The organism is Clostridium sp. CF012 (assembly GCF_018861755.1).
Taxonomy (GTDB): domain Bacteria; phylum Bacillota; class Clostridia; order Clostridiales; family Clostridiaceae; genus Clostridium_AD.
Window position 1 is genome coordinate 1 of the sequence record NZ_JAHLEF010000009.1, and the last position, 20,249, is coordinate 20,249.

The 20,249-nt window shown below is 32.7% G+C and carries 16 protein-coding genes and 2 pseudogenes; 2 read left to right on the top strand and 16 right to left on the bottom strand.

What is annotated here, in order from left to right:
* Window positions 1–118: 118 nt before the first annotated feature.
* The 11 genes and pseudogenes from KPL50_RS10465 to KPL50_RS27875 form a co-directional block, all read right to left on the bottom strand.
* Window positions 119–787: pseudogene (locus KPL50_RS10465) on the bottom strand (DUF4956 domain-containing protein); the annotation flags it as partial.
* Window positions 788–838: 51 nt separating this feature from the next.
* Window positions 839–1,612 (bottom strand): polyphosphate polymerase domain-containing protein, encoded by a 774-nt coding sequence (locus tag KPL50_RS10470; RefSeq protein ID WP_216298417.1) that lies wholly within the window; start codon window positions 1,610–1,612, stop codon window positions 839–841.
* A gap of 319 nt (window positions 1,613–1,931) precedes the next feature.
* The gene (locus KPL50_RS10475; RefSeq protein ID WP_216298418.1) at window positions 1,932–3,137 is read right to left on the bottom strand and encodes an MFS transporter; all 1,206 of its coding nucleotides are present in this window, start codon (window positions 3,135–3,137) and stop codon (window positions 1,932–1,934) included.
* 222 nt (window positions 3,138–3,359) lie between these two features.
* Window positions 3,360–5,462 (bottom strand): ADP-ribosylglycohydrolase family protein, encoded by a 2,103-nt coding sequence (locus KPL50_RS10480; protein WP_253200561.1) that lies wholly within the window; start codon window positions 5,460–5,462, stop codon window positions 3,360–3,362.
* Between the two features lie 104 nt (window positions 5,463–5,566).
* A complete protein-coding gene (locus KPL50_RS10485) occupies window positions 5,567–7,030 on the bottom strand; it encodes an extracellular solute-binding protein (protein WP_216298419.1) in 1,464 nt (487 codons plus the stop codon).
* A gap of 49 nt (window positions 7,031–7,079) precedes the next feature.
* On the bottom strand, window positions 7,080–7,961 hold the full coding sequence (locus KPL50_RS10490) for a carbohydrate ABC transporter permease (RefSeq protein ID WP_216298420.1): 882 nt from the start codon (window positions 7,959–7,961) through the stop codon (window positions 7,080–7,082).
* A gap of 8 nt (window positions 7,962–7,969) precedes the next feature.
* A complete protein-coding gene (locus tag KPL50_RS10495) occupies window positions 7,970–8,863 on the bottom strand; it encodes a sugar ABC transporter permease (protein ID WP_216298421.1) in 894 nt (297 codons plus the stop codon).
* 288 nt (window positions 8,864–9,151) lie between these two features.
* Window positions 9,152–9,595 carry a tellurite resistance TerB family protein gene (locus KPL50_RS10500; protein WP_216298422.1) on the bottom strand — a complete coding sequence of 148 codons (444 nt, stop codon included), beginning with the start codon at window positions 9,593–9,595 and terminating at the stop codon, window positions 9,152–9,154.
* Between the two features lie 298 nt (window positions 9,596–9,893).
* Window positions 9,894–10,748: an N-acetylmuramoyl-L-alanine amidase gene (locus KPL50_RS10505; RefSeq protein WP_216298423.1), complete on the bottom strand. Its 855-nt coding sequence runs from the start codon at window positions 10,746–10,748 to the stop codon at window positions 9,894–9,896.
* Between the two features lie 311 nt (window positions 10,749–11,059).
* On the bottom strand, window positions 11,060–12,499 hold the full coding sequence (locus KPL50_RS10510) for a flavocytochrome c (RefSeq protein WP_216298424.1): 1,440 nt from the start codon (window positions 12,497–12,499) through the stop codon (window positions 11,060–11,062).
* Window positions 12,500–12,623: 124 nt separating this feature from the next.
* Window positions 12,624–12,770, bottom strand: a pseudogene (locus tag KPL50_RS27875) (maltose O-acetyltransferase); the annotation flags it as partial.
* A gap of 362 nt (window positions 12,771–13,132) precedes the next feature.
* Here KPL50_RS27875 and KPL50_RS10520 point away from each other — a divergent pair.
* Both KPL50_RS10520 and KPL50_RS10525 read left to right on the top strand, forming a co-directional pair.
* Window positions 13,133–14,329: a DNRLRE domain-containing protein gene (locus tag KPL50_RS10520; protein ID WP_216298425.1), complete on the top strand. Its 1,197-nt coding sequence runs from the start codon at window positions 13,133–13,135 to the stop codon at window positions 14,327–14,329.
* 212 nt (window positions 14,330–14,541) lie between these two features.
* Window positions 14,542–15,369, top strand: coding sequence for a DNRLRE domain-containing protein (locus tag KPL50_RS10525; RefSeq protein WP_216298426.1), 828 nt, complete (start codon window positions 14,542–14,544; stop codon window positions 15,367–15,369).
* A 34-nt stretch (window positions 15,370–15,403) separates the two neighbouring features.
* Here the strand turns inward: KPL50_RS10525 and rfbC are convergent, their stop codons facing one another.
* Genes rfbC through rfbF form a run of 5 tightly spaced genes read right to left on the bottom strand, consistent with a single transcriptional unit; the run spans window position 15,404 to window position 20,101 of the window.
* On the bottom strand, window positions 15,404–15,967 hold the full coding sequence (gene rfbC, locus KPL50_RS10530; protein ID WP_216298427.1) for a dTDP-4-dehydrorhamnose 3,5-epimerase: 564 nt from the start codon (window positions 15,965–15,967) through the stop codon (window positions 15,404–15,406).
* A 30-nt stretch (window positions 15,968–15,997) separates the two neighbouring features.
* Window positions 15,998–16,918 carry an NAD(P)-dependent oxidoreductase gene (locus KPL50_RS10535; protein ID WP_216298428.1) on the bottom strand — a complete coding sequence of 307 codons (921 nt, stop codon included), beginning with the start codon at window positions 16,916–16,918 and terminating at the stop codon, window positions 15,998–16,000.
* Window positions 16,919–18,253 carry a lipopolysaccharide biosynthesis protein RfbH gene (rfbH, locus tag KPL50_RS10540; protein WP_216298429.1) on the bottom strand — a complete coding sequence of 445 codons (1,335 nt, stop codon included), beginning with the start codon at window positions 18,251–18,253 and terminating at the stop codon, window positions 16,919–16,921. It lies immediately after the preceding gene.
* Window positions 18,254–19,324: a CDP-glucose 4,6-dehydratase gene (rfbG, locus tag KPL50_RS10545; RefSeq protein WP_216298430.1), complete on the bottom strand. Its 1,071-nt coding sequence runs from the start codon at window positions 19,322–19,324 to the stop codon at window positions 18,254–18,256.
* On the bottom strand, window positions 19,325–20,101 hold the full coding sequence (rfbF, locus tag KPL50_RS10550) for a glucose-1-phosphate cytidylyltransferase (RefSeq protein ID WP_216298431.1): 777 nt from the start codon (window positions 20,099–20,101) through the stop codon (window positions 19,325–19,327).
* Window positions 20,102–20,249: the final 148 nt, after the last annotated feature.

Below are 20,249 nucleotides of genomic sequence, written 5' to 3' on the forward strand. Positions count from 1 at the left end.
GGTATCTAGGAGCTCTTATTACCAATACCTTAATAAGAAACCAAGTAGTAGAGAAATTGAAAATATAAACATAGGAAAAGTGATTATGGATATCCATATAGCCAGTAAAAGTTGATTCAGCACACATTGATAGTGTAATATTCAAATTACCATTTCTACATCTTAACTTATCTATAAACTCCTTTTGACTAGTTTTATTATTTAATACTACTGTATAAACCAGTTGAAAAAGACTACCGAGATCAGTGGTTTTAACCTTTATAAGTTCATGACCTATTGTATATTCTAAAAATAAATCATCAAAAACCCCTTCATAATCTAAGTCTTCTGGTATTGTTATTTTAAGAAGGTTTTGAGATGTTTTATTAACCCCAAAGTTTACTAACTTAAGTGTAGACATCATTAAGCAAAGACACACAGTAAATAAAATCCCATATCCAAATAGTCCAACTCCAACAGCAAGTCCTGCTGAGGTTGTAAAGAGTACATAAGATATATCTTTTGAATCTCCTGGGACACTTCTAAATCTAATTATGGATAAAGCGCCTGCTAGACTAAATGCTCTAGCAACATTACTCCCTACTAAAAATACAATTATAGCAACAACTGTAGGGATAATAACCAAAGTAAGCGCAAAGTTCTGAGAATGTCCTCCTTTATTAGAAGTCTTCATATAAGTGAAACTTATTAGTGCACCTAAGATAAAAGATACAATTAATGTTAATATTGCGTCGTTTAATGATATTGTTGTAGCCACTGTGTTTGATCTGAGTATTGAGTCAAGCATGTGTCCATTTCCCCCTTGCATTCCTTATTAGTACTTAACAATTACTAATCGTTAAGCCCCTATTAATTTTCTGTCATTTAGCAAAAATTTTCTATCATTTAATAATAATTTTCTATCATTTAATAATAAATTTTCATATTCTTTTCCATATTTAGAGAAGCTTGTTTTATATACCTTAAATTCAGAAAGCAAATTTGATAACCAAATTGGAATATTGTTCTCTGCTTTAATTTCCATAACCCATTTATCATTATCTATTAAATTTTCTCCATAATCACCACTTTCAAGTTTTAAATCGTATCTTCTAGTTCTTATATTGGAATCAAAGGTTATTCTTAAACCTCGATTTATTTTGCTAAAGAATGCTTTTCTGTCATAAGCTAGGTAAAGCTTTGGATCAAGGTCATAGATTTTTAAAATATACTCAATTTCATTTAAAACTTGTCTATTCATATAGCTCTTAATTGCAGGTTTTTCTCCTGTTGCTACAAGATCATAGGCCTCTCCTAGTTTTAATTTAGTTCTTCTCTTATTCACTAAGCCACAGACCTTTTTCTTAATCTCCAAATACACTTTTTCATCTGCCTTTGGAACTCCATAGGCTCTAAGCCTGAGTTTTTCTTTGTAGTCTGGTTTAGATAAGGAATTCCTTATTAAATTATTTTCTCTTGTGTCAAAGTAAAGATTACTTATGGTATAAAATCCATGCTCCTTATTATATTCATCCATCTCCATATATTTCAAAAGCTTATTTTCAATTTGTTTATAAATTTCTCTATCTATTAAGAACTTACTTTCATGTCTATTGAAAACCTCGATCCCCATAAATATTCTCCTTTTCTCTATAATTTGTTTTTATTATTTCTATGTTTTTATTGTAACTACAAATTGTAGTAGTAATATCAAAAGATTATGTGAACTTTATGGAAGACCAAAATCGAGAAATAAAAATAAGCTGACACCATATGAATGATGATGCCAGCTCACTTTTATAGAATTTTAAAAATAATTTATTTATACAATGCCCGTTGCTCAATACGCAAATTACTTTTGTCAATAATAGATCATGCAATTAAACTTCAGCTTACCCTTATTTTAATTTAAGATGAGTCATTGTCCAATATGTCACAATATTATTTTTATATTATTGTGCTTCAATATCTGCCTCCACATTATTCTTAAGCCCAAGCCTTGTCTTCATATATTTCATAGTAAGCACTGTTAATATAATCATAGCTATTCCAAGCACCATATGAGTTGTAAATATGTTTTCATGATCCTTCAATACTCCCATTAATGGAAAGGCTATAGCTACTGACATATTACAAGCTAAACTTTGAAAGGAAAGCACTGTTGCCCTTTTGTCAGAGGGTATGTGTTTATTTAAATATTTAGTAGTAACTGGCCTATATATTCCCCTTGCCACCTGTTGAAATAGTATTGCAAAAACACCAAACCATACCTTTACTACGCCCATAAGTACAAAAGATATTATCATTAAAAGAGCCATAAAAGTTAAGGTTTTAGGTTTAGTTTTATCCATAATCCAGTGACTGCGCTTTGAAGCAAAGGCTGCGGTTATATTAAAAACGAAAAATATTATTCCAAAATATCTTACTGGTATTTTTACTGCTTCCATGTAGGGTTGATAATAAAAAAAGGCTGTTCTATAAAATATAAAAAACATCATGGTAAAAATTATTACAGCTTTAATTTTCTCATGGGATATTATAAACTTGCCACTTTCTTTTATTTGCTCTATATATTTTATACCGTATTTCCCCACCTTACCTTCTATAGGAGGCTCTTTGAATCTTAGGGTTATAATAATGGTTACTAACATAAATACTGCTGAAATTATAAATGGGAGATTTATATTAACCTCATACACAAATCCAGCAATTATTGAACCTACCGCCTGTGCATAAAGTGCGAAAGAACGGGCTTTTCCTTCTATGCTTTGAAATTCCTTTTCTCTTCCTATTACTTTTAGAGAATCATATATTAGCGCATTGTCTGCACCAGATTTAAAAGTTGCACCTAAACTAAAAATAACTTCTGCTAATATAAACATGGAAAAACTATTTCCCACTATATAAAATCCAAGACTTATAGCCCAAAGCCCCGCTCCTAGAAGAATACTCTCCTTCCTACCAATCTTATCTGCCACGGCTCCTGTTGGCACTTCAAATAAAACTACAGCAATGGCTGAAACAGATTGAAGTAACATTATTTCAGTAAATGATAGCCCCTTTGCAATTAAAAATAGTACTAATATAGGACCTAATATTAACAATTCTGCAAAGGTTGAATAAAAATAGTAAGTTTTTATATTTTTAGAAAAATCCATTTTTCTACCCCCTATTCTTTAAATAGTGTAAACACTATCTTACTTAATATAAAAAAAGCCCCGCAGAAAATCACTTAGAAGTGACTCCGCAAGGCTTAAATAGCTATACGTGTAAGATAAAAATTCCCTGTGCCGCTAGATACATATAGACACACTCACCATTTGAAATATTTTACCATATTAGAATCTGTTTGCATAGCCTTATAATGAAATTATTTCAATTTATAACTCCTCCACCTCTATATCTTTAAAGTAAACTCTGCCTGCATCTAATCTACTAAATCCAAACATCCCATACTTGAATTTATCGTTAGCATGACAAATTAACTCTTCCCCGTTTATATAAAAATATATTTTATCCTCTTTAACTATAACTTGAAATTCATAATCTATATTATATTCCCATTTATAGTCTACAGTCACTAGTGGAATAAACCCAAAGTCATTTATAATAAGTGATACTTTGTTTTCTCCATTAAGCCCCGCATGATATCCTCTTTCTGCTCCTTGAACTCTAAATGCAATATTATGGGATAATCCATTTATAGGCCTTACTGTGGCTTTTACACTTATATCTTTAGTATAATAATTTCCAGTATAGGCCTCACACTGACTTATACTCATACATCTCATATGCCCATCTTCTATACCCCAAGCTCCATGATTGTGAGCAAAGGGAGTTACGCATAGGAACTCAAAAGACTGTTTGGCAAAATCAATAGTATACTTGGATTTCCCTTTTACTTTAAATTCATCAATAAATATACTTCCTAAAGCACTGTCCGTTCCTGGTGAAAAAGATTCTACCATTATTCCTACTTCATCTATCATTGACCCATCAGTGTCTGGTACGATAAATTCTATCTTTTGCCACAGGTTATTTTTTAATACTTCTATAGGTAGCTTTATATCCTCTTTTGTAAAGGTATTTCTCACATAAGGTGTAATTGCAATATCCCTACCTTGCCACTTGCTAAGGTATACGCTCATGCTAACCTTTTGCCCTGGATATACCTGAGGAGTAAAAGTAGGTTTATATCTTTCATCATCAAAATCAGCTCTTCTATAAAAAGGCTTATAATACACCTTAGAACTTTGACCATATGCAATGTTATCAAATATAACCTCTAATGAGCCTTCACTTTCATACCCAATTTCATGGCTATGCTTTAATAAGAATTTGTTGCTATCTGAAAGCCTAAATCCATGAGTTGAGCCAGCAACTTCAAAATCAAAATATAATTCTCCTAGTTTAATTGAGTCTTTTAATTTCTTTGGAGCCTCTTCTTTTGCTAGTCTATATCCTAAAAGTGCTAATTCCTTTGCATAGGTGGGCACATCAAGTATATTTAAATATCCGGATATACTAGAAGTAGCTATAAAATCATTTATAGGCTTTCTATAATTATCCTTTAGTCCCTTCATCCCTTGCGCCACTCCCATAATAGTTCCCACATTTCCAGCATTACAATCTGTATCCCAACCACACATAGTAGCTATCTCTATGGTCCTAGCTAAATCACCTTCACCATATAATAGCGAAAGTATACATACTCCTGCATTAGGAATAATGTGACAAGCACCTAAATATTTATCATATCCCCAATTTTCCTCAAGGTGCTTTTGACAAAGTGCGAAATCTAGTGGCTTCTGATTATAAAACTCCATTACATCTCTTGTAACTCTAGAATACTCAGAGTCAGCAGGTATTTTAGATAGCCCAGCCTCAATTATTTCCATAACATTTTCTGTAGAAAAAGCTTTAGAAATACAGGTTGCAATAAATCTTGCACCATATATACCATTTCCATCATGAGACACGCTAGCTGCCTTCCCAGCATATTCTGCAGCCTTTTCTATATTGCCGGGCCAAACAAGTCCCCAGGTATCTATAAATATTTGCCCCCCGATTTGCTGCGATAGTATCTTACCATTTAATCTTTCTGATCCAGAAAGGGGTACCTTAAATCCATTTTTCAGATTAAGATATACTGTATGTTCGGTACTAACTCCATATCCACCCCACCAAAACATCCCTATTCCTTCTCTAGAATAATTAAGCCAAGCTCTTCCTACATCTTCAGCTTCGAGCTCTCTATCTTTTGCATCATCATATAAGGCTCTTAAAAAGAAAACAGGTCCATTTACATCATCATCTGCTGCAAAATTCTTATAGTCCTTTACATAGCCTGTAATATTTCCATATACTGCTTTGATTTTTTCATAAGTCCAGAATGATGGCTCTACAGGTGCACCCAGCCTTATGCCCATATTCATTCCTAAAAATCCTGCATAGACCTTTTCTAAATAATTATTGGGAATCAATGATAACCCCCTTAATAATAAATACTTCTTTATATTTATATGTTACTCATAGGAGAAAATCCACTAATTACTTTATACTCTTCAAAGGTCATGCATGCCTTTTATTACTTTAATACTTCATTAGCATGTTTAGTTATATCTTTTCCACCATTTTCATTCCACTGCGCTACGAATTTATCAAAATCACTAATAGGACGCTTTCCTGTTATAATATCTGCTGAATATTCTTTATAAATGTTATTTATAGAATCCCACTTAACAGATAATTCTTCTGGGATTATAAAATTAATATCCTCAGTATAAAGTTTATTAACATCTTCTAGTGATTTAGTTCCTGCGGCTCCAAGTAGTGGGCTCGCAAGTTCTTTTCCTAGAGCAACTTTTGAAGGCTCCCAAAATTTCGCATACCATTCCTGTGATTTTTCAGTTAACTGTATTTTATTATCTTTAATTGTATAATGCTCACCTTCAAAACCTAAACGATCTATCATTTGACCTTTTTCACTAGCCATAAAGTCTAAAATCTTAAAAGAAATTTCTTTGTTTTTAGATGTGGAAGAAATAGCTATACCTCTATTTTCTTTAGAAACATCTATTGGTAAATATCCTTGTGCTTTTCCCTTTGCTGCTGGTAAAACTGTAAGTCCTGCCGCTCCCCCATTAGCCTTTCTGACTTTACCTTCATAAATATCTATTACTTTTCCTGCTGTTCCTACTATTACAGCAGCTTGATTATCATAAAAAGCCTTTTCCTTTGTGTCCCATTTTTTAGTTAAGTATTCTGAATCTAGTATCCCTTCTTTATAAAGTTTATTATAAAAAGTCAACTTTTCTTTTTCATTGTTAGAAACCTTATTAAATATATACTTACCATTTTCATCTTTTATCCAAGTAGATTTATTTCCAAATGCTTGGTCAAATATTTCATCAATTTCTAAAGTACTACCAGCAGCTGTTAATGCATAAGCTGGTGATCCTTTTCCGCCTAAATTTGATTCTTTTAATTGTTTTAAAAATGCATAATAATTATCTATAGTAGGATCTTCCATAAGTTTTTTTGATGTACTTAATTTATCAAACCAATCACTTCTCATTACTGGAACCTTTGATGAAAGAGGTTTAATCCATAATAAATATGGATAATTTGCCAGTCTCATTTTATTTTGTGGTTCTAAATTAGGTTTAATATACTTAGATTTTTCTATATATGATGTTAAATCCTCGAGTAATCCTTGCTCAGATATCTGGAGGTCTCCCCCTTGAAAGTATATAATATCTGGGATATCTTTACCAAGTAACATTAAGTTTAACTTTTCGGCGTAGTTACCTGAAGGCATTTCCACAAGTTCAATCTTAACTTTTGTTCCTTCCTCTGCCATAGCCTTTTCTATAAGTCCTATATATTTTTGATTTATAGGATCTTTTGGACTTACATCTTTCATCACCATTCTTACTGCTACTGGCTCAGTTGAGTTGTTTTTTTCCACCTTGTCAGTAGTTTTTGGTTTGCATGCCACTAAACTCAGTGTGCTTATAATCACAAGAATTAACGCTATTGACTTTTTCATAAAATCACCCCTAAAATTATTTTTTTAAAACTACTCTTTAATAAAACTGCTACTCTTTAATTCCTCCTTCCATTGTTCCCTTTGTGTAATTTTTAAGTATAAATGGATATATTAAAAGTATAGGAACCATTGCAATCATTATAGTTCCTGCTTGTAATGCCTGATAACTTAGCTGTGAGGCCTTATCAAAGGATAGTAGACTATTGGCACCGAGCATTGCTGTGGTATCATTTAATACCACAAATTGCCTAAGCACTAATTGTAATGGCCATTTAGATGAATCATTTAAGTATATTGACGCTCTAAAATATTCATTCCAATGAAAAACCCCATAAAATAAACCAATAGTCGCAATGGAAGACTTTGAAAGGGGAATTAATATTTTAAAGAGAATAGTTAAATGTCCTGCGCCGTCTACCCTTGCTGCATCAATAAGTGCTTCTGGCACCTCTTCAAAAAACCTCATAAGTATAATTAAATAGTATACGTTTAGTGCCTTATATAAAATTACCGAAGAATAAGTATCTAAAAGTCCTATGCTTTTAATTAGTAAATATTCCGGAATTAATCCAGGTTCAAATACCATAACAATTATTAAGATTATCATAAAGAATTTTTTTCCTACAAGACCTGGTCTTGTAAGTGCATAAGCCGCCATTATTGTTAACCCTAAATTCAATACAGTTCCTATAACAGTTACAAATACAGAGTTAAAAAGGCTTTTCATAATCTGAGGATTAGAAAATAAAACTCTATAATTATCAAGTGAAAATCCTTTAGGAATAATGGTTAGCCCTGTTACTTCTTTTGCCCTTGTAGGGTCAGTCAGAGACAGTGCTAGTAAATTAACAATTGGTATAAGCATCGATAAAGTAACAATAAATAGTAATATATAGAATAAAAAGTGGACTAAATTTTCTTTATTTTTCATTTTTCCCCCTACCATAAACCTTTCCCCGATATTTTTTTTGCTAAAAAGTGTGTGGTAAAGATCAATATAATCCCAATTACCCCTTTAAACAAACTTGCTGCTGTAGCGTAAGCATATTGACCATTTATTAACCCAACCCTATAAACATAGGTATCAAGTATATCAATTACACTTATAACCGAGTCATTCATAAAGTTAAATACTTGGTCAAAGCCCGCATTCATAAAAAAGCCTAAATTCAAAATAAATACTGTAACTATGGTGCTTACAAGTTCTGGTATCGTGATATGTATCATCTCATCAAACCTAGATGCACCATCTATTCTTGCAGATTCATATAGTGCAGGACTTATTCTCATTATAGCTGCTAAATATATTATTGAATCCCATCCGGCACTTCTCCAGGTCTCTGACAAAACTAATACCCATCGTATATATCCTTTACTTGTCATAAAATCAACAGAGGGTATATTAAATATATTTATGATATTATTTACTCCACCGCTTGTTGGCGATAATAGCTTAATCCATATACCTGTAATTACCACCCAGGAAAGAAAGTGTGGTAAATATACTACTGATTGTACATATTTTCTAAACTTCAATGATCTTACTTCACTTATAAGTAAAGAGAAAATTATTGGTATAGGAAAGAAAAATACTATTTTCATAGTACTTATTATTATAGTATTTTTAAGTACATGAAAAAAACTATCAGAACTGAATAGTGTTTTAAAATGTTTTAATCCTACAAAAACATTATCGCCTATGATTCTATAATCTTGAAATGCAAGTGACATACCAGCTAAGGGTATTAAATGAAATATTATAAAATATATAATTGGTAGTAATAGCATTAGATATAGTACTCTATCTTCTTTTATTTTTTTCAAGTTGTCCATTTTAATTCCCTCCTTAGTTTTATTTCATATAACTTTCACCAATTCAGTATTCTATAATCTTATTATATACTTGAAATCCTAGTATAATAATTATATTTATAAATCCTTACAGTTTTATGAAATTTTTAACATTTCTACTCCATATTTTATCATTCACTTCACTATATTACCAACATTTTTTATAAATGTCCCACAAATACATTAAAAAAACCTGTAGAACATTTATTGTCCTACAGGTTTTTATGTATCTATTATTATTAAATCATCATCTGAGATGCTGAAATGTCGTTAAAGTTTGAAATCTGCTGGATTCACACCAAGATTTGAGCACATTTCTCTAACCAAAGCAATTTCATCTTTGTCAAAAGTCCCATCTGCGGCACCTATAGAGCAGCATACTGCTATTAATGATTTTGCTGCATCTGGTTTGCTTTTCATCTTAGTAATTGCCTTCATGGCTTCTGCCTTTCCAACATTATAATCAAATGCAAACATATCTGCATAGTGATTAAATCTTGTTAGTACATCGTTTAATTTAAAAACCTTTAATGAATCATTAAGATTAATATACCCTACCATCTTTTGTTTTTCGTCCGAGCTTATATTTCCATCAGCACTTGCAATAAGTGCACAACCCGCAGCTGTTGCTTCCATAAAATCTTTGTTTGCAAATTGCTTAATTCCTGCTTGTGTTTTATCCTTCTGTTCTCTTAACCAATCACCAATTCCCATAATAAACACTCCTTTAATCTTATATTATATTAATAAATTTTACTCAAACTTATTTTACAAGTATCTTGAATATAATTCACCTACACTTATTAGATTCTCCATTTATTAGATTTATCCTGTAAATTTAAAAGATTTAATAAATTCTTCACAAATTCGACCTTCCTACAGCTTTTTCACTTAATGACATAAAAACATCTGTTCATACACTACACTCCTTAGTATTACGATTATCTTATTTATAATACTAAGGAGTAAGAGGTAAATTAAAAATAAATGATTGAATACACCACATACACCACTAACCTAATAGTTTATTTAAAGTATTAGGGCCAGCAATGCCATCAACTCCAATTTTATTTTTTGCTTGAAAGTTTTTAACTGCAACAAGTGTAAAAGCGCCAAAGACACCATCCGCTTTGTCACTACCGCAGGGGAATCCTAAAGTAATAAGTCTATTTTGTAACCATTTAACTAAATTGCTGCTTGTACCTTTTTTAAGAATAACCTTAGCTATGGCGCCATTAGTCAAATCATTTCTAACCCCATCTACAGCTAACTTGTTTCCATTTCCATCTGTAATGCCTGATAAATTACACGCTGCTTGAAAAGTCGATATTACATCATTTACTGGTATTACAGGAATTAACATCCCCACAACTGCTTTGATTATTGCATTTGCTATTAAATCAGCATTGTACCTACTCATATCTTTTGTACTATCTACAAAAGCACATTCTACAAGAACACAAGGCATATTAGTATTCTTTACAACAAATAAATGTGATCCATCTTTTACACCTCTATTTTTATATCCAAGTAAAGCTATTTCATTGCAAATTTTTGCAGCATGATTTTTAGCAGTTTGAGATATAACATAACATTCTACACCTTCACCACCACCTGAATTAAAATGAATGCATAAATGCAAATCTGAATTTGATTGATTTGCTTTACTACATCTATATTGTAATGATTTTCCTACACTTGAAAATGCCTGTCCATAAGGTGTGCAATCTATTATATTAGTATTAGTATTTTGTAGTTTTTTAATTATTTTCCCTACAACTTCTTTAGTTAAAACATCTTCCCTTTTGATTCCAATTGCCCCGCTATCTGGTGTGCAATTATGCCCAGCATCTATTGAAATTTTCATATATAAACATCTCCCTGAATATCTATTTTTATTTTTTTAAGTTTTTCTGTTATCTCTATATCTATATATGTTCTATATTTGCTTTTGGTAACCTATATGATTTTACTAACCTTCCTATTATTGAACATTAGCACTAAATTAACTCCGTCAACACCTTCTAAAATATTGCTTTCTTCACACATGTTCTATAAATAAGTATAAAAAAACCTGTAGGCCATTTTAATGTGCCACAGGTTTGTATGTATATAACTATTTTATGCATAGCTGGTTATTTAATTTGCTACTGGTTGAAAAACAGGTGTCAGTTTTAATTAATCTTCTTTGGCTGCATTTCCCCCTGCTATTCTTCCAAATACAAGACATTCTGTTATGGCACAACTTCCTAGGCGACTAGCACCATGCGTTCCACCAGTAATCTCGCCAGCCGCATATAGACCCTTTATGACTTTACCATCCAAATCTATTACCTGCCCCCATATATTTATCCTTATACCACCCATGGTATAATGTACTTTTGGCCATAAGCGAATTCCATAAAATGGTGGATGCATTATTGGCTCAGCTTTTTCAATTAAGGGTTTTCCAAAATATTTGTCAATGCCTTCTTCAAAACTCTTATTGAAAACTTGAAGAGACTCTTGAAGGTTTTCATATGAAATATTATAAAAGGCTGCAAAGTCTTTTATTGTGTCAAATTTTTTTACAACCCCTTTTTTAAGACATTTTACTATGCTCCAACCAGATTCACTAACGGCTTTTGAATCTGCAATCCCTACACATGGATGCCCTATTGAAAGGATTTCATCTGACAATGTTTTACGATCCTCAAGCTCGTTTATAAAACGAATCCCTGTAACAGGATCCACAATAATGCCGTACTGAAATAATATATACTCCGAAAATTCTGGCCCATCCCCATAGCCTTTTTCATCAGGTGAAGCCCATGGTCCAAGCTGAATATGAGACAATTGTACGGAAGCAGCTCCTATTCTTAGTGCTTCTTTAAGGGCCTGGGCAGTTGCAAATGGTTTGTTTGTAGTATCGATTTTTTCTGTAAGCCTTGGATCTTGTGCCATTCTAAAAGCAATATCACTAGAAAACCCACCGGCTGCAAGAACCACCCCTTTTTCTGCCTTTATATATATATCACGTCCAGCATTAGAGTCTTTGTAATCATAGTTCTCCCTAACAATAACACCACATACTTTTCCCTCTGAATCTTGAACAAAACTTTTAAAGCACATTTTGAGTCTAACCGACGTGCCTAGATCTTCTAACTTTTCTTTAAGTTTTTTAATGATAGTTGCACCAGAAATATTCTTGGCAGTATAACAACGTGGCACGCAGTGCCCGCCGAACTGATCAACTCTATCCAGATATTCAACACCTAGATAATCCTGTGACCATTCAAAGGTCTCATTTGCATTGTCCACCACAACGCGTACAAGTTCAGGATAGTTGATTCCAGCACCAGCCTTAAGCATATCTCTATACATCATTTCTTTAGAATCTTTTATATTGAATTTTTTCTGAAGTTTAGTTTCAGAAGCTGCAATGCCTCCATCACTTATAATTGAATTTCCACCAATTGCACTCATTTTTTCTATTATAATAACAGATGCAAAGGCATTACGAGCTTCAATAGCTGCAGTTAGTCCAGAAAACCCACTTCCTATTACAATAATATCTGTTACTTCATCCCAAATATTCGTTTTATCAGGAAAAGATAGAGTGTTTTTATTTTTGTTCATAATTTATAAAATCTCCTTTGTTAACAATAATATATTTCCAATTTACATATATTGTGCATAACTTGTATTAATTTGTTTATAACTCTTAGTTAATAAAAATTATAATACCACAGATCTAAATTAATCATTTAATTTTTAACTTTTTAAAATAATATTTTTTATCTTCATCCGTAATTTCTCGTATTATTTTACAAGGATTACCTGCAGATATGGAGTTAGATGCTATATCTTTAGTTACAACGCCAGATCCAATTACTACATTATCACCTATGTTAATGAAATGCATTCCTTGCTTCAAAATGAATGAATAGGGTGACCTGCTATTAAAAGGCTTACGTTTGGCGCAAATAGGATAGTTCTTCTCCAAATGCTTTATATGGTTTTCCACTTATTATTCTTTCTTTTTCTGTCATAAACAATACCCCCATTATTTATATAATCCTCACAATTTTATACAAGGTCAAATTAACTCTAATAATAGTATATCGTTAATGTATAAGTTTCATATAATTCTCCTATTATTAATATATTAGAATTCATGCTCAACTTTTTTAAATATACAGCATATAATATACCGAAAAGAAGTACAAAAGATATTAAACAATTAATCTAATTATAAAAAGGAGAATTTTAATGGCAACAACAAATATTATTTATGATAATAGAGATGCTTTTGTTTCTGCTGCTGTAGGTTCAACTACCTTAAATTTTGGTAAAGATTCTGATTTATTTACTGGTAAAGTTGGCTCAGCTGCCCATAAAACTTTACTTCATTTTGATCTTTCATCAATACCAGCAAATGCTACAATTACTTCTGCTAAATTATATCTTTATGTATTTAGAAATGATAATACTGCTGATGCAACTGTAGATATTAAACAGCTTAATAGTGATTTCTATGAATATAAAGTAACAAACGCTACTGCACCAACTTCATCCGTTCTAGTTTCAGGAGATACTGCCCAAAAGACTATTGCAATTACAGACGTTGGCAAAGTTATTTCTTTTGATAATTTAACCAAAACTATTGCAGCCTGGTATGCTGACGGAATCACAAATCATGGCTTTGAAGTTTCAGGTCCAAGCGCTGATAATTCCGCTATCGGTTTTTGGAGTAGAGAATATAGTGAAACTGAAATATGTCCAACCCTTGAAATTGAATATACTGTAACCTCTGATATACCTGATATTGAAACTATAGTAATCCCTCAACAAATTCAACCACTCCAATCGGGTGCTGAAACAACTATATATGGTATATCAAATGATATCTTCTTCAACTATTTAGTTGACAATGACGAAGCTCACTTTGTGTATGTAACAGTAAAAGCTTGTGATACTAGAACTGGAACTTTTGAAAATATAGGTAGTGAAATATCCGTTGCTGCAGGTACGAAGAGCGCAGTTGAAGTATCACCAATAAAAAAATATGTAAAATTATCAGTTAGAGGAACTGACTTTGGGGCAACTAACACAATAAATGCAAACGCTGTTTATAAGACTTTTGCTAATATGGTACCATCTAGAATTATTAGTGGAGAAGTTCCCTCAACTGGTGCTACAATGACATTAACAATGACTAAACCGTTAATTGGAACAACTGCAGCTACAACCGCATTTGCTATTAGTAGTTCAGGGACAGCTCCTACTGTAACAAAGGCCGATGTTTCAGGTACAGTCGTAACTCTCACATTAAGTGCAGCTATAAAAAAAGATGAAAAAATAACTCTCACCTATGCAGCGACAGGAACTAGCGATCTAACTGGTTTAAATGGTGAGGTTAATAACTTTTCTAATCAAGCAATAACAAATAACAGCACACAAGTATAGTTAAAATCAATGCTTAAATAACTAGTTATCTCTCTATTAATAATTTAAAACTCAGTGAAAGCATTATGCTTTCACTGAGATTTTGCAATCTATTACATATAATCAATCTTTAAATCATATTAAATATAAATAACTCTATTTTGTAAAACTCATATTTTTGTTTGATGCAAAGTAGTCTATCATAATTAAAACTTAAAAATAGGGGGATAGGTATGAGTACTGAAGTAATATTAAGTGCAGCTGCAGATACCTGCATTTGTAAATATTATAACAATTGTAATTTTGGGCATTCCCAAGAGCTCTTTATAGGCAATTTTTCTACTAATTGCTGTCTATATAGATCTCTATTAAAGTTTGACCTATCTTCTCTTTCAAAAAATATTCTTATCTCTAAGGCTATTTTAAAGTTATTTTTATATAAAAAGGATTATTGCGGTACTCAAAAGATCACTGCTTATCCTCTAAAAAATAGTTTTAATGAAGATTCAGTAAATTGGAATACAGAATTAAAAACGCACCCTATTTCAGCCTCTGCATATATATTGGATAACCAGATAAACACTTATATTGAAATCGATATAACTACTTTTATGTTCTCATGGTATAAGAACATTTTTCCTAACTACGGTATAGAATTATTGGGTGCTGAAAATACACCATCACTCACTAGATTTAGAAGTAGAGAATATTTTAATTTCTCACAATCTCCCCAATTAGTAATAACATACGATAATATTAGTTCTCACATAATAAATCTTCCGAGTGTTAGGGCTAGTGAAATTGGAACCCCTTCTTTTTTTGTAAATACAAACTTTCATTCAGGTATAACTTTTTATATTACTAATAATGATGAATATTTCATAGTAGCACAATTGCAGGTAAGTAATGATGGCTTGATTTGGTATAATGAAGGGTCTTCGATAATTATCGATGGAAAATATGGCGCATGTATTACAAGCCATGCTATAACAGAAAGAGTGCGTGTTGTCTTAAAAGGTGTTGGAATTTGTGAAGCCGCCTCTGTGTATGCTACTGTTTAAATCATATAAGTTTGCACACCTATTCTTTCCTAGATTATTTTAGTAACGCATTAAAATCCTTAAGAAAGTCTTTAAATGTCATTAATGTGCTATCTCTCTCGGAAATAATAGGCTTTTGCACATCCCAATTAATAGATAAATCTTCATCATTCCAAACAATGCCACTGTCAGTTCCTTTGTGATATTTCCCAACACATTTATATGAGACAATTGCTGTTTTCGAGAGTACACAGAAACCATGTGCGAATCCTTTGGGAATAAAAAGGCTCTTCCTTTTACGCTGCGTTAAATAAAATCTCTCCCATTTTCCAAAAGTCTCTGAACCCGCTCTTAAATCAACAATTACATCTAGTATCTCTCCAGTTATTGCCCGTACAAGTTTTGCTTGTGGTTCATGCGTTTGAAAATGAAGGCCTCTAATAACATTTTGCCATGAAAAAGATTCGAAACTTTCGTACAAATCAATATCCAAGCCATTTTGGGCAAATATCTCTTTTTCAAAGTCTTTAACAAAATATCCCCTGTTATCTTCTGTTGAGAAAGAACCAATAAGGTATACTCCATTCATACTTGTCTTTTCAATTGAAAATGCTCCCATTAACATTTCCTCCTTTACTCAACTAAGAATTCAATTATTATTTTGAATCCATTGAACAGTTTTCTCAATCCCCTGTTCAAAGGTTACTTCTGTCTCAAACCCAAATTCTTTATACAATTTGGTTGTATCAAATTCATTATATTTTAATAACGCTCCTTGAAAGGGCATTTCGCCAAAATTTAATTCAATATTTTCATCAACTATGTTTCTCATTTTTGTAATAAAATCTTTCAAAGGATAAGGTATTTGATTTCCGATATAATAACTTGTATACGACTTTCCACTTTGACCTACTAAATATAATGCCCTTGCTGCATCAGATGCGTAAATAAAATCATATAACTGCTCACCATGTGTAAATGCGTTTTTCCCCTTACACAATAAATTTCTTATGGTAGTATTAATAAATCTTGCTGATTTTTCACCTGTACCATATATATTTGATATGATAGCATTCACATATGGCAATTTTAAACTAACTGCAAGAGTTTTTGCCATATAATCTGCTGTCTGTTTCGCTATACTGTATATATTACCAAGCGCTGGTTTTGTGCCATCTGCCGGAATATACTGCACAGCTTCATATTCCATGATACTTCCAGCATTAATAAATTTCATACATCCAATTTCAGATGCAGCTTTTACAGCATCGCAAGTAGCTTTTACGTTACTAAGCTGTAACTTTATATCAGCTCTATCCATACCAGCTGTACCTTTCCAAGCGAAATGATAAAATGCATCAATATCATGGTCTAATATTAGCACTGGAAGAGTAGTAATATCCTCAAGTGGGCAGACAACAATCCTAACATTATCATATTGCTTAAATACTGCCATTTCAGATTCCAAACTTCGCACAACAGCTATTACTTTTACGCCCCTTGAAACTAGTTCTTTTACCAACCAACCACCTACAAAGCCAGTTGCTCCAGTCACAATAGCCTTCTTCATCTACAACACAGCTTCCTTAATTGTTTTAGCCATATAATCAATCATCTCATCCGTCATCCCCGGATATACACCAACCCAGAAAGTATCATTCATGATTCTATCTGTAACCGCTAAATCTCCAATTACACGATAGCCTTGACCTTCCCTTCTCATTTCCTCAAAACAAGGTTGCCTTATCAGATTGCCTGCAAAAAGCATTCTACTTTGTACTCCCTTACTCTCCACATATTGAACAACCTTATTCTTATCAATTCCTTCTTTGCATGTAATAAGAAAACCAAACCAACTTGGCTTTGAATTTTCACAAGGCGTTGGCAGTATCAATTTGTCAGATAGATCTTCTAATGCAGCTTTCAATCTATCAAAGTTGTATCTACGCTTTTCTAGAAATGAAGGAAACTTTACTAGCTGAGCACAACCGATTGCAGCTTGCATATCAGTAGCTTTCAAATTATAGCCAAAATGAGAATATACATATTTATGGTCATAACCAAATGGCAATTCACCGTACTGTTTGTCAAATCTATGTCCACAAAGATTATCCACACCTGATGGACATATACAATCTCTCCCCCAATCTCTAAGAGAACGAATAATTTTATTAAGAAGTAGGTTATTTGTATAAACTGCGCCACCTTCGCCCATGGTCATGTGATGTGGAGGATAAAAACTTGAAGTTCCAATATCACCAACAGTTCCTGTAAATTTTTCTTCTCCATCTATGGTGTATTTCGTACCAAGAGCATCACAGTTATCCTCAATCAGCCAGAGATTATTTTTATTACAAAAGGCTTTTACTATTTTCAAGTCAAATGGATTACCAAGAGTGTGGGCAAGCATTACTGCTTTCGTTTTCTCAGAAATTGCGGCTTCAAGTTGCGTTACATCTATGTTGTATTGAGGTATTGTTAAATCAACAAATACAGGAACAGCTCCATATTGAATTATAGGTGTTACTGTAGTTGGAAATCCAGCCGCTACAGTAATAATCTCATCCCCTCTTTTTATCTGCCTGTTGCCAAGCAATGTCGATGTTAGCGCCATAAAAGCAATTAAATTAGCAGATGAGCCGGAGTTAACAAGGGCACAATATTTAATCCCTAAGTAACTGGAAAATTCTTTTTCAAACTGCTCAGTATATTTTCCAGATGTGAGCCAGAATTCTAAGGAACTATCTACTAAATTGACCATTTCTTCATGTCCGTAAAAACGTGAAGCATAAGAAATTCGGTCTCCTTCTTTATACTTTTTTTTATTATGATAGATATCGCAATATTCGGATACCACGTCAAGGATTTGCTTTCTGGCTTCTTTTTCTGTTTTATTTTCAAACATTTATTTAGTACCTCCTAAAAATTCATCAATCTGCTTATCCATAATAAAAGCAATATTACCACCATCAAAGTAGACTTTTGCCCATTCCACAGTTTTTTCGATTGTTGTTTCAACGTCCCATTTTGGCTTCCAATCAAAAACAGATTTGAGTTTAGAACAATCCAATTTTAAAAAATTTGCTTCATGAGGCCCTCCATCATATTTGTTTATCCATGCCTGTTTCTTCCCTGTTGCTGCTTGCCATTTACTGCAAAATAAATCAACTAATCTTCCAGTTGTAATACAATCACTTTCATCTGGACCTACATTATAATAGTCAGCATACTTGATATCTTCATATTGCTTCTGTACAATCATTAAATAAACGTAGAGAGGTTCCAACACGTGCTGGTATGGTCTTGTGGAGTGTGGGTTACGAACGATTATGTCATCTTCATTCTCAGTCGCTCTAATGCAATCAGGTATAATTCTGTCTTTTGCAAAGTCACCACCACCGAGAACATTTCCTGCCCTTGCAGTTGAAATGGCAATATTCCTATCTAAAAAAAATGACTTTTTATAACTGTGTGTTACAATCTCAGAACAAGACTTACTGTTTGAGTATGGGTCATAACCGTCCAGTGGGTCGTTTTCTCTGTAACCCCAAACCCACTCATTATTTTGATAGACTTTATCTGTTGTAATATTAATCATAGATTTAACATAGTTGTTATTACGAACACATTCTAAAATATTTACTGTACCCATCACATTTGTTTCATAAGTATAGTGAGGATTAGTATAAGAATCTCTAACTAGAGTTTGCGCTGCCAGATGCAATACTATCTCAGGCTGAGCAGCATTAAAAACCTTCTCCAAATTCTCCAAGTCCCTAATATCACCGATGACCGAGTGCATCTGTTTTTCAATTTTGCTTATCTCAAATAGACTGGGAGTTGTAGGTGGATTAAGTGAATACCCTGTCACCTTAGCTCCAGCATTAATAAGCATTTTGCAAAGCCATGCACCCTTAAATCCTGTATGGCCGGTTACAAATATTTTTTTATCTTTAAAAAAAGTCATCATCATCATTCATTCCCACACTTTCCATGATGCTTGATTATTGTCCCATAGTTTTTCAAGTAATTCCTTATCTCTCATAGTGTCCATGCACTGCCAGAAACCATAATGACAGAAAGCCTTAAGCTGCCCCTCCAAAGCAATTTTTTCTAACGGTTCTTTTTCAAAAGTCGCAGAATCACCATCGATATAGTCAATGATCTCCGGGTTTAACACCATATATCCAGCGTTAATCCAGCCACCATCTTCTTTAGATTTTTCCTTAAAACTGTTAATCCCTCCATTGTCGTCAATATCAAGCATTCCGAAACGTCCTCTGGTCTGAATGGCTGTAATAGTAGCTATCTTACCATGTGATTTGTGAAAATCAACAAGCTCTTTAATATTCACATCAGTGACACCATCACCATAAGTAAGCATAAATGTCTCATTTCCGATATACTCTTTAACTCTCTTTATACGTCCACCGGTCATTGTATTTAAACCTGTGTCAATTAATGTGACTTTCCACGGCTCTGTATTATTATTGTGTACGGTCATCTTGATATCTTCTCTGAAGTCAAAAGTGACATCTGCCATATGCAGATAATAACCCGCGAAAAACTCTTTTATTGCATACTGCTTGTACCCACAGCATATAATAAACTCATTATAACCAAAGGATGCATAGTACTTCATTATATGCCAAAGGATTGGCTTTTCACCAATTTCTATCATGGGCTTTGGTATTAAATGGCTTTCCTCACTAATTCTCGTACCCAGCCCACCAGCTAAAATTACAACCTTCATTGTTACTCCTTCCTTCCTATTTTAGTTTAAATAAATTGTTACAAATGTCTCCTTTATTGTATACAGGAATATATAACCTACTACCTTTAGGCTAAACACTTTTACACAAATGTTTATTCTAGTAATAAAAAGAACTTTGTATCCAGCT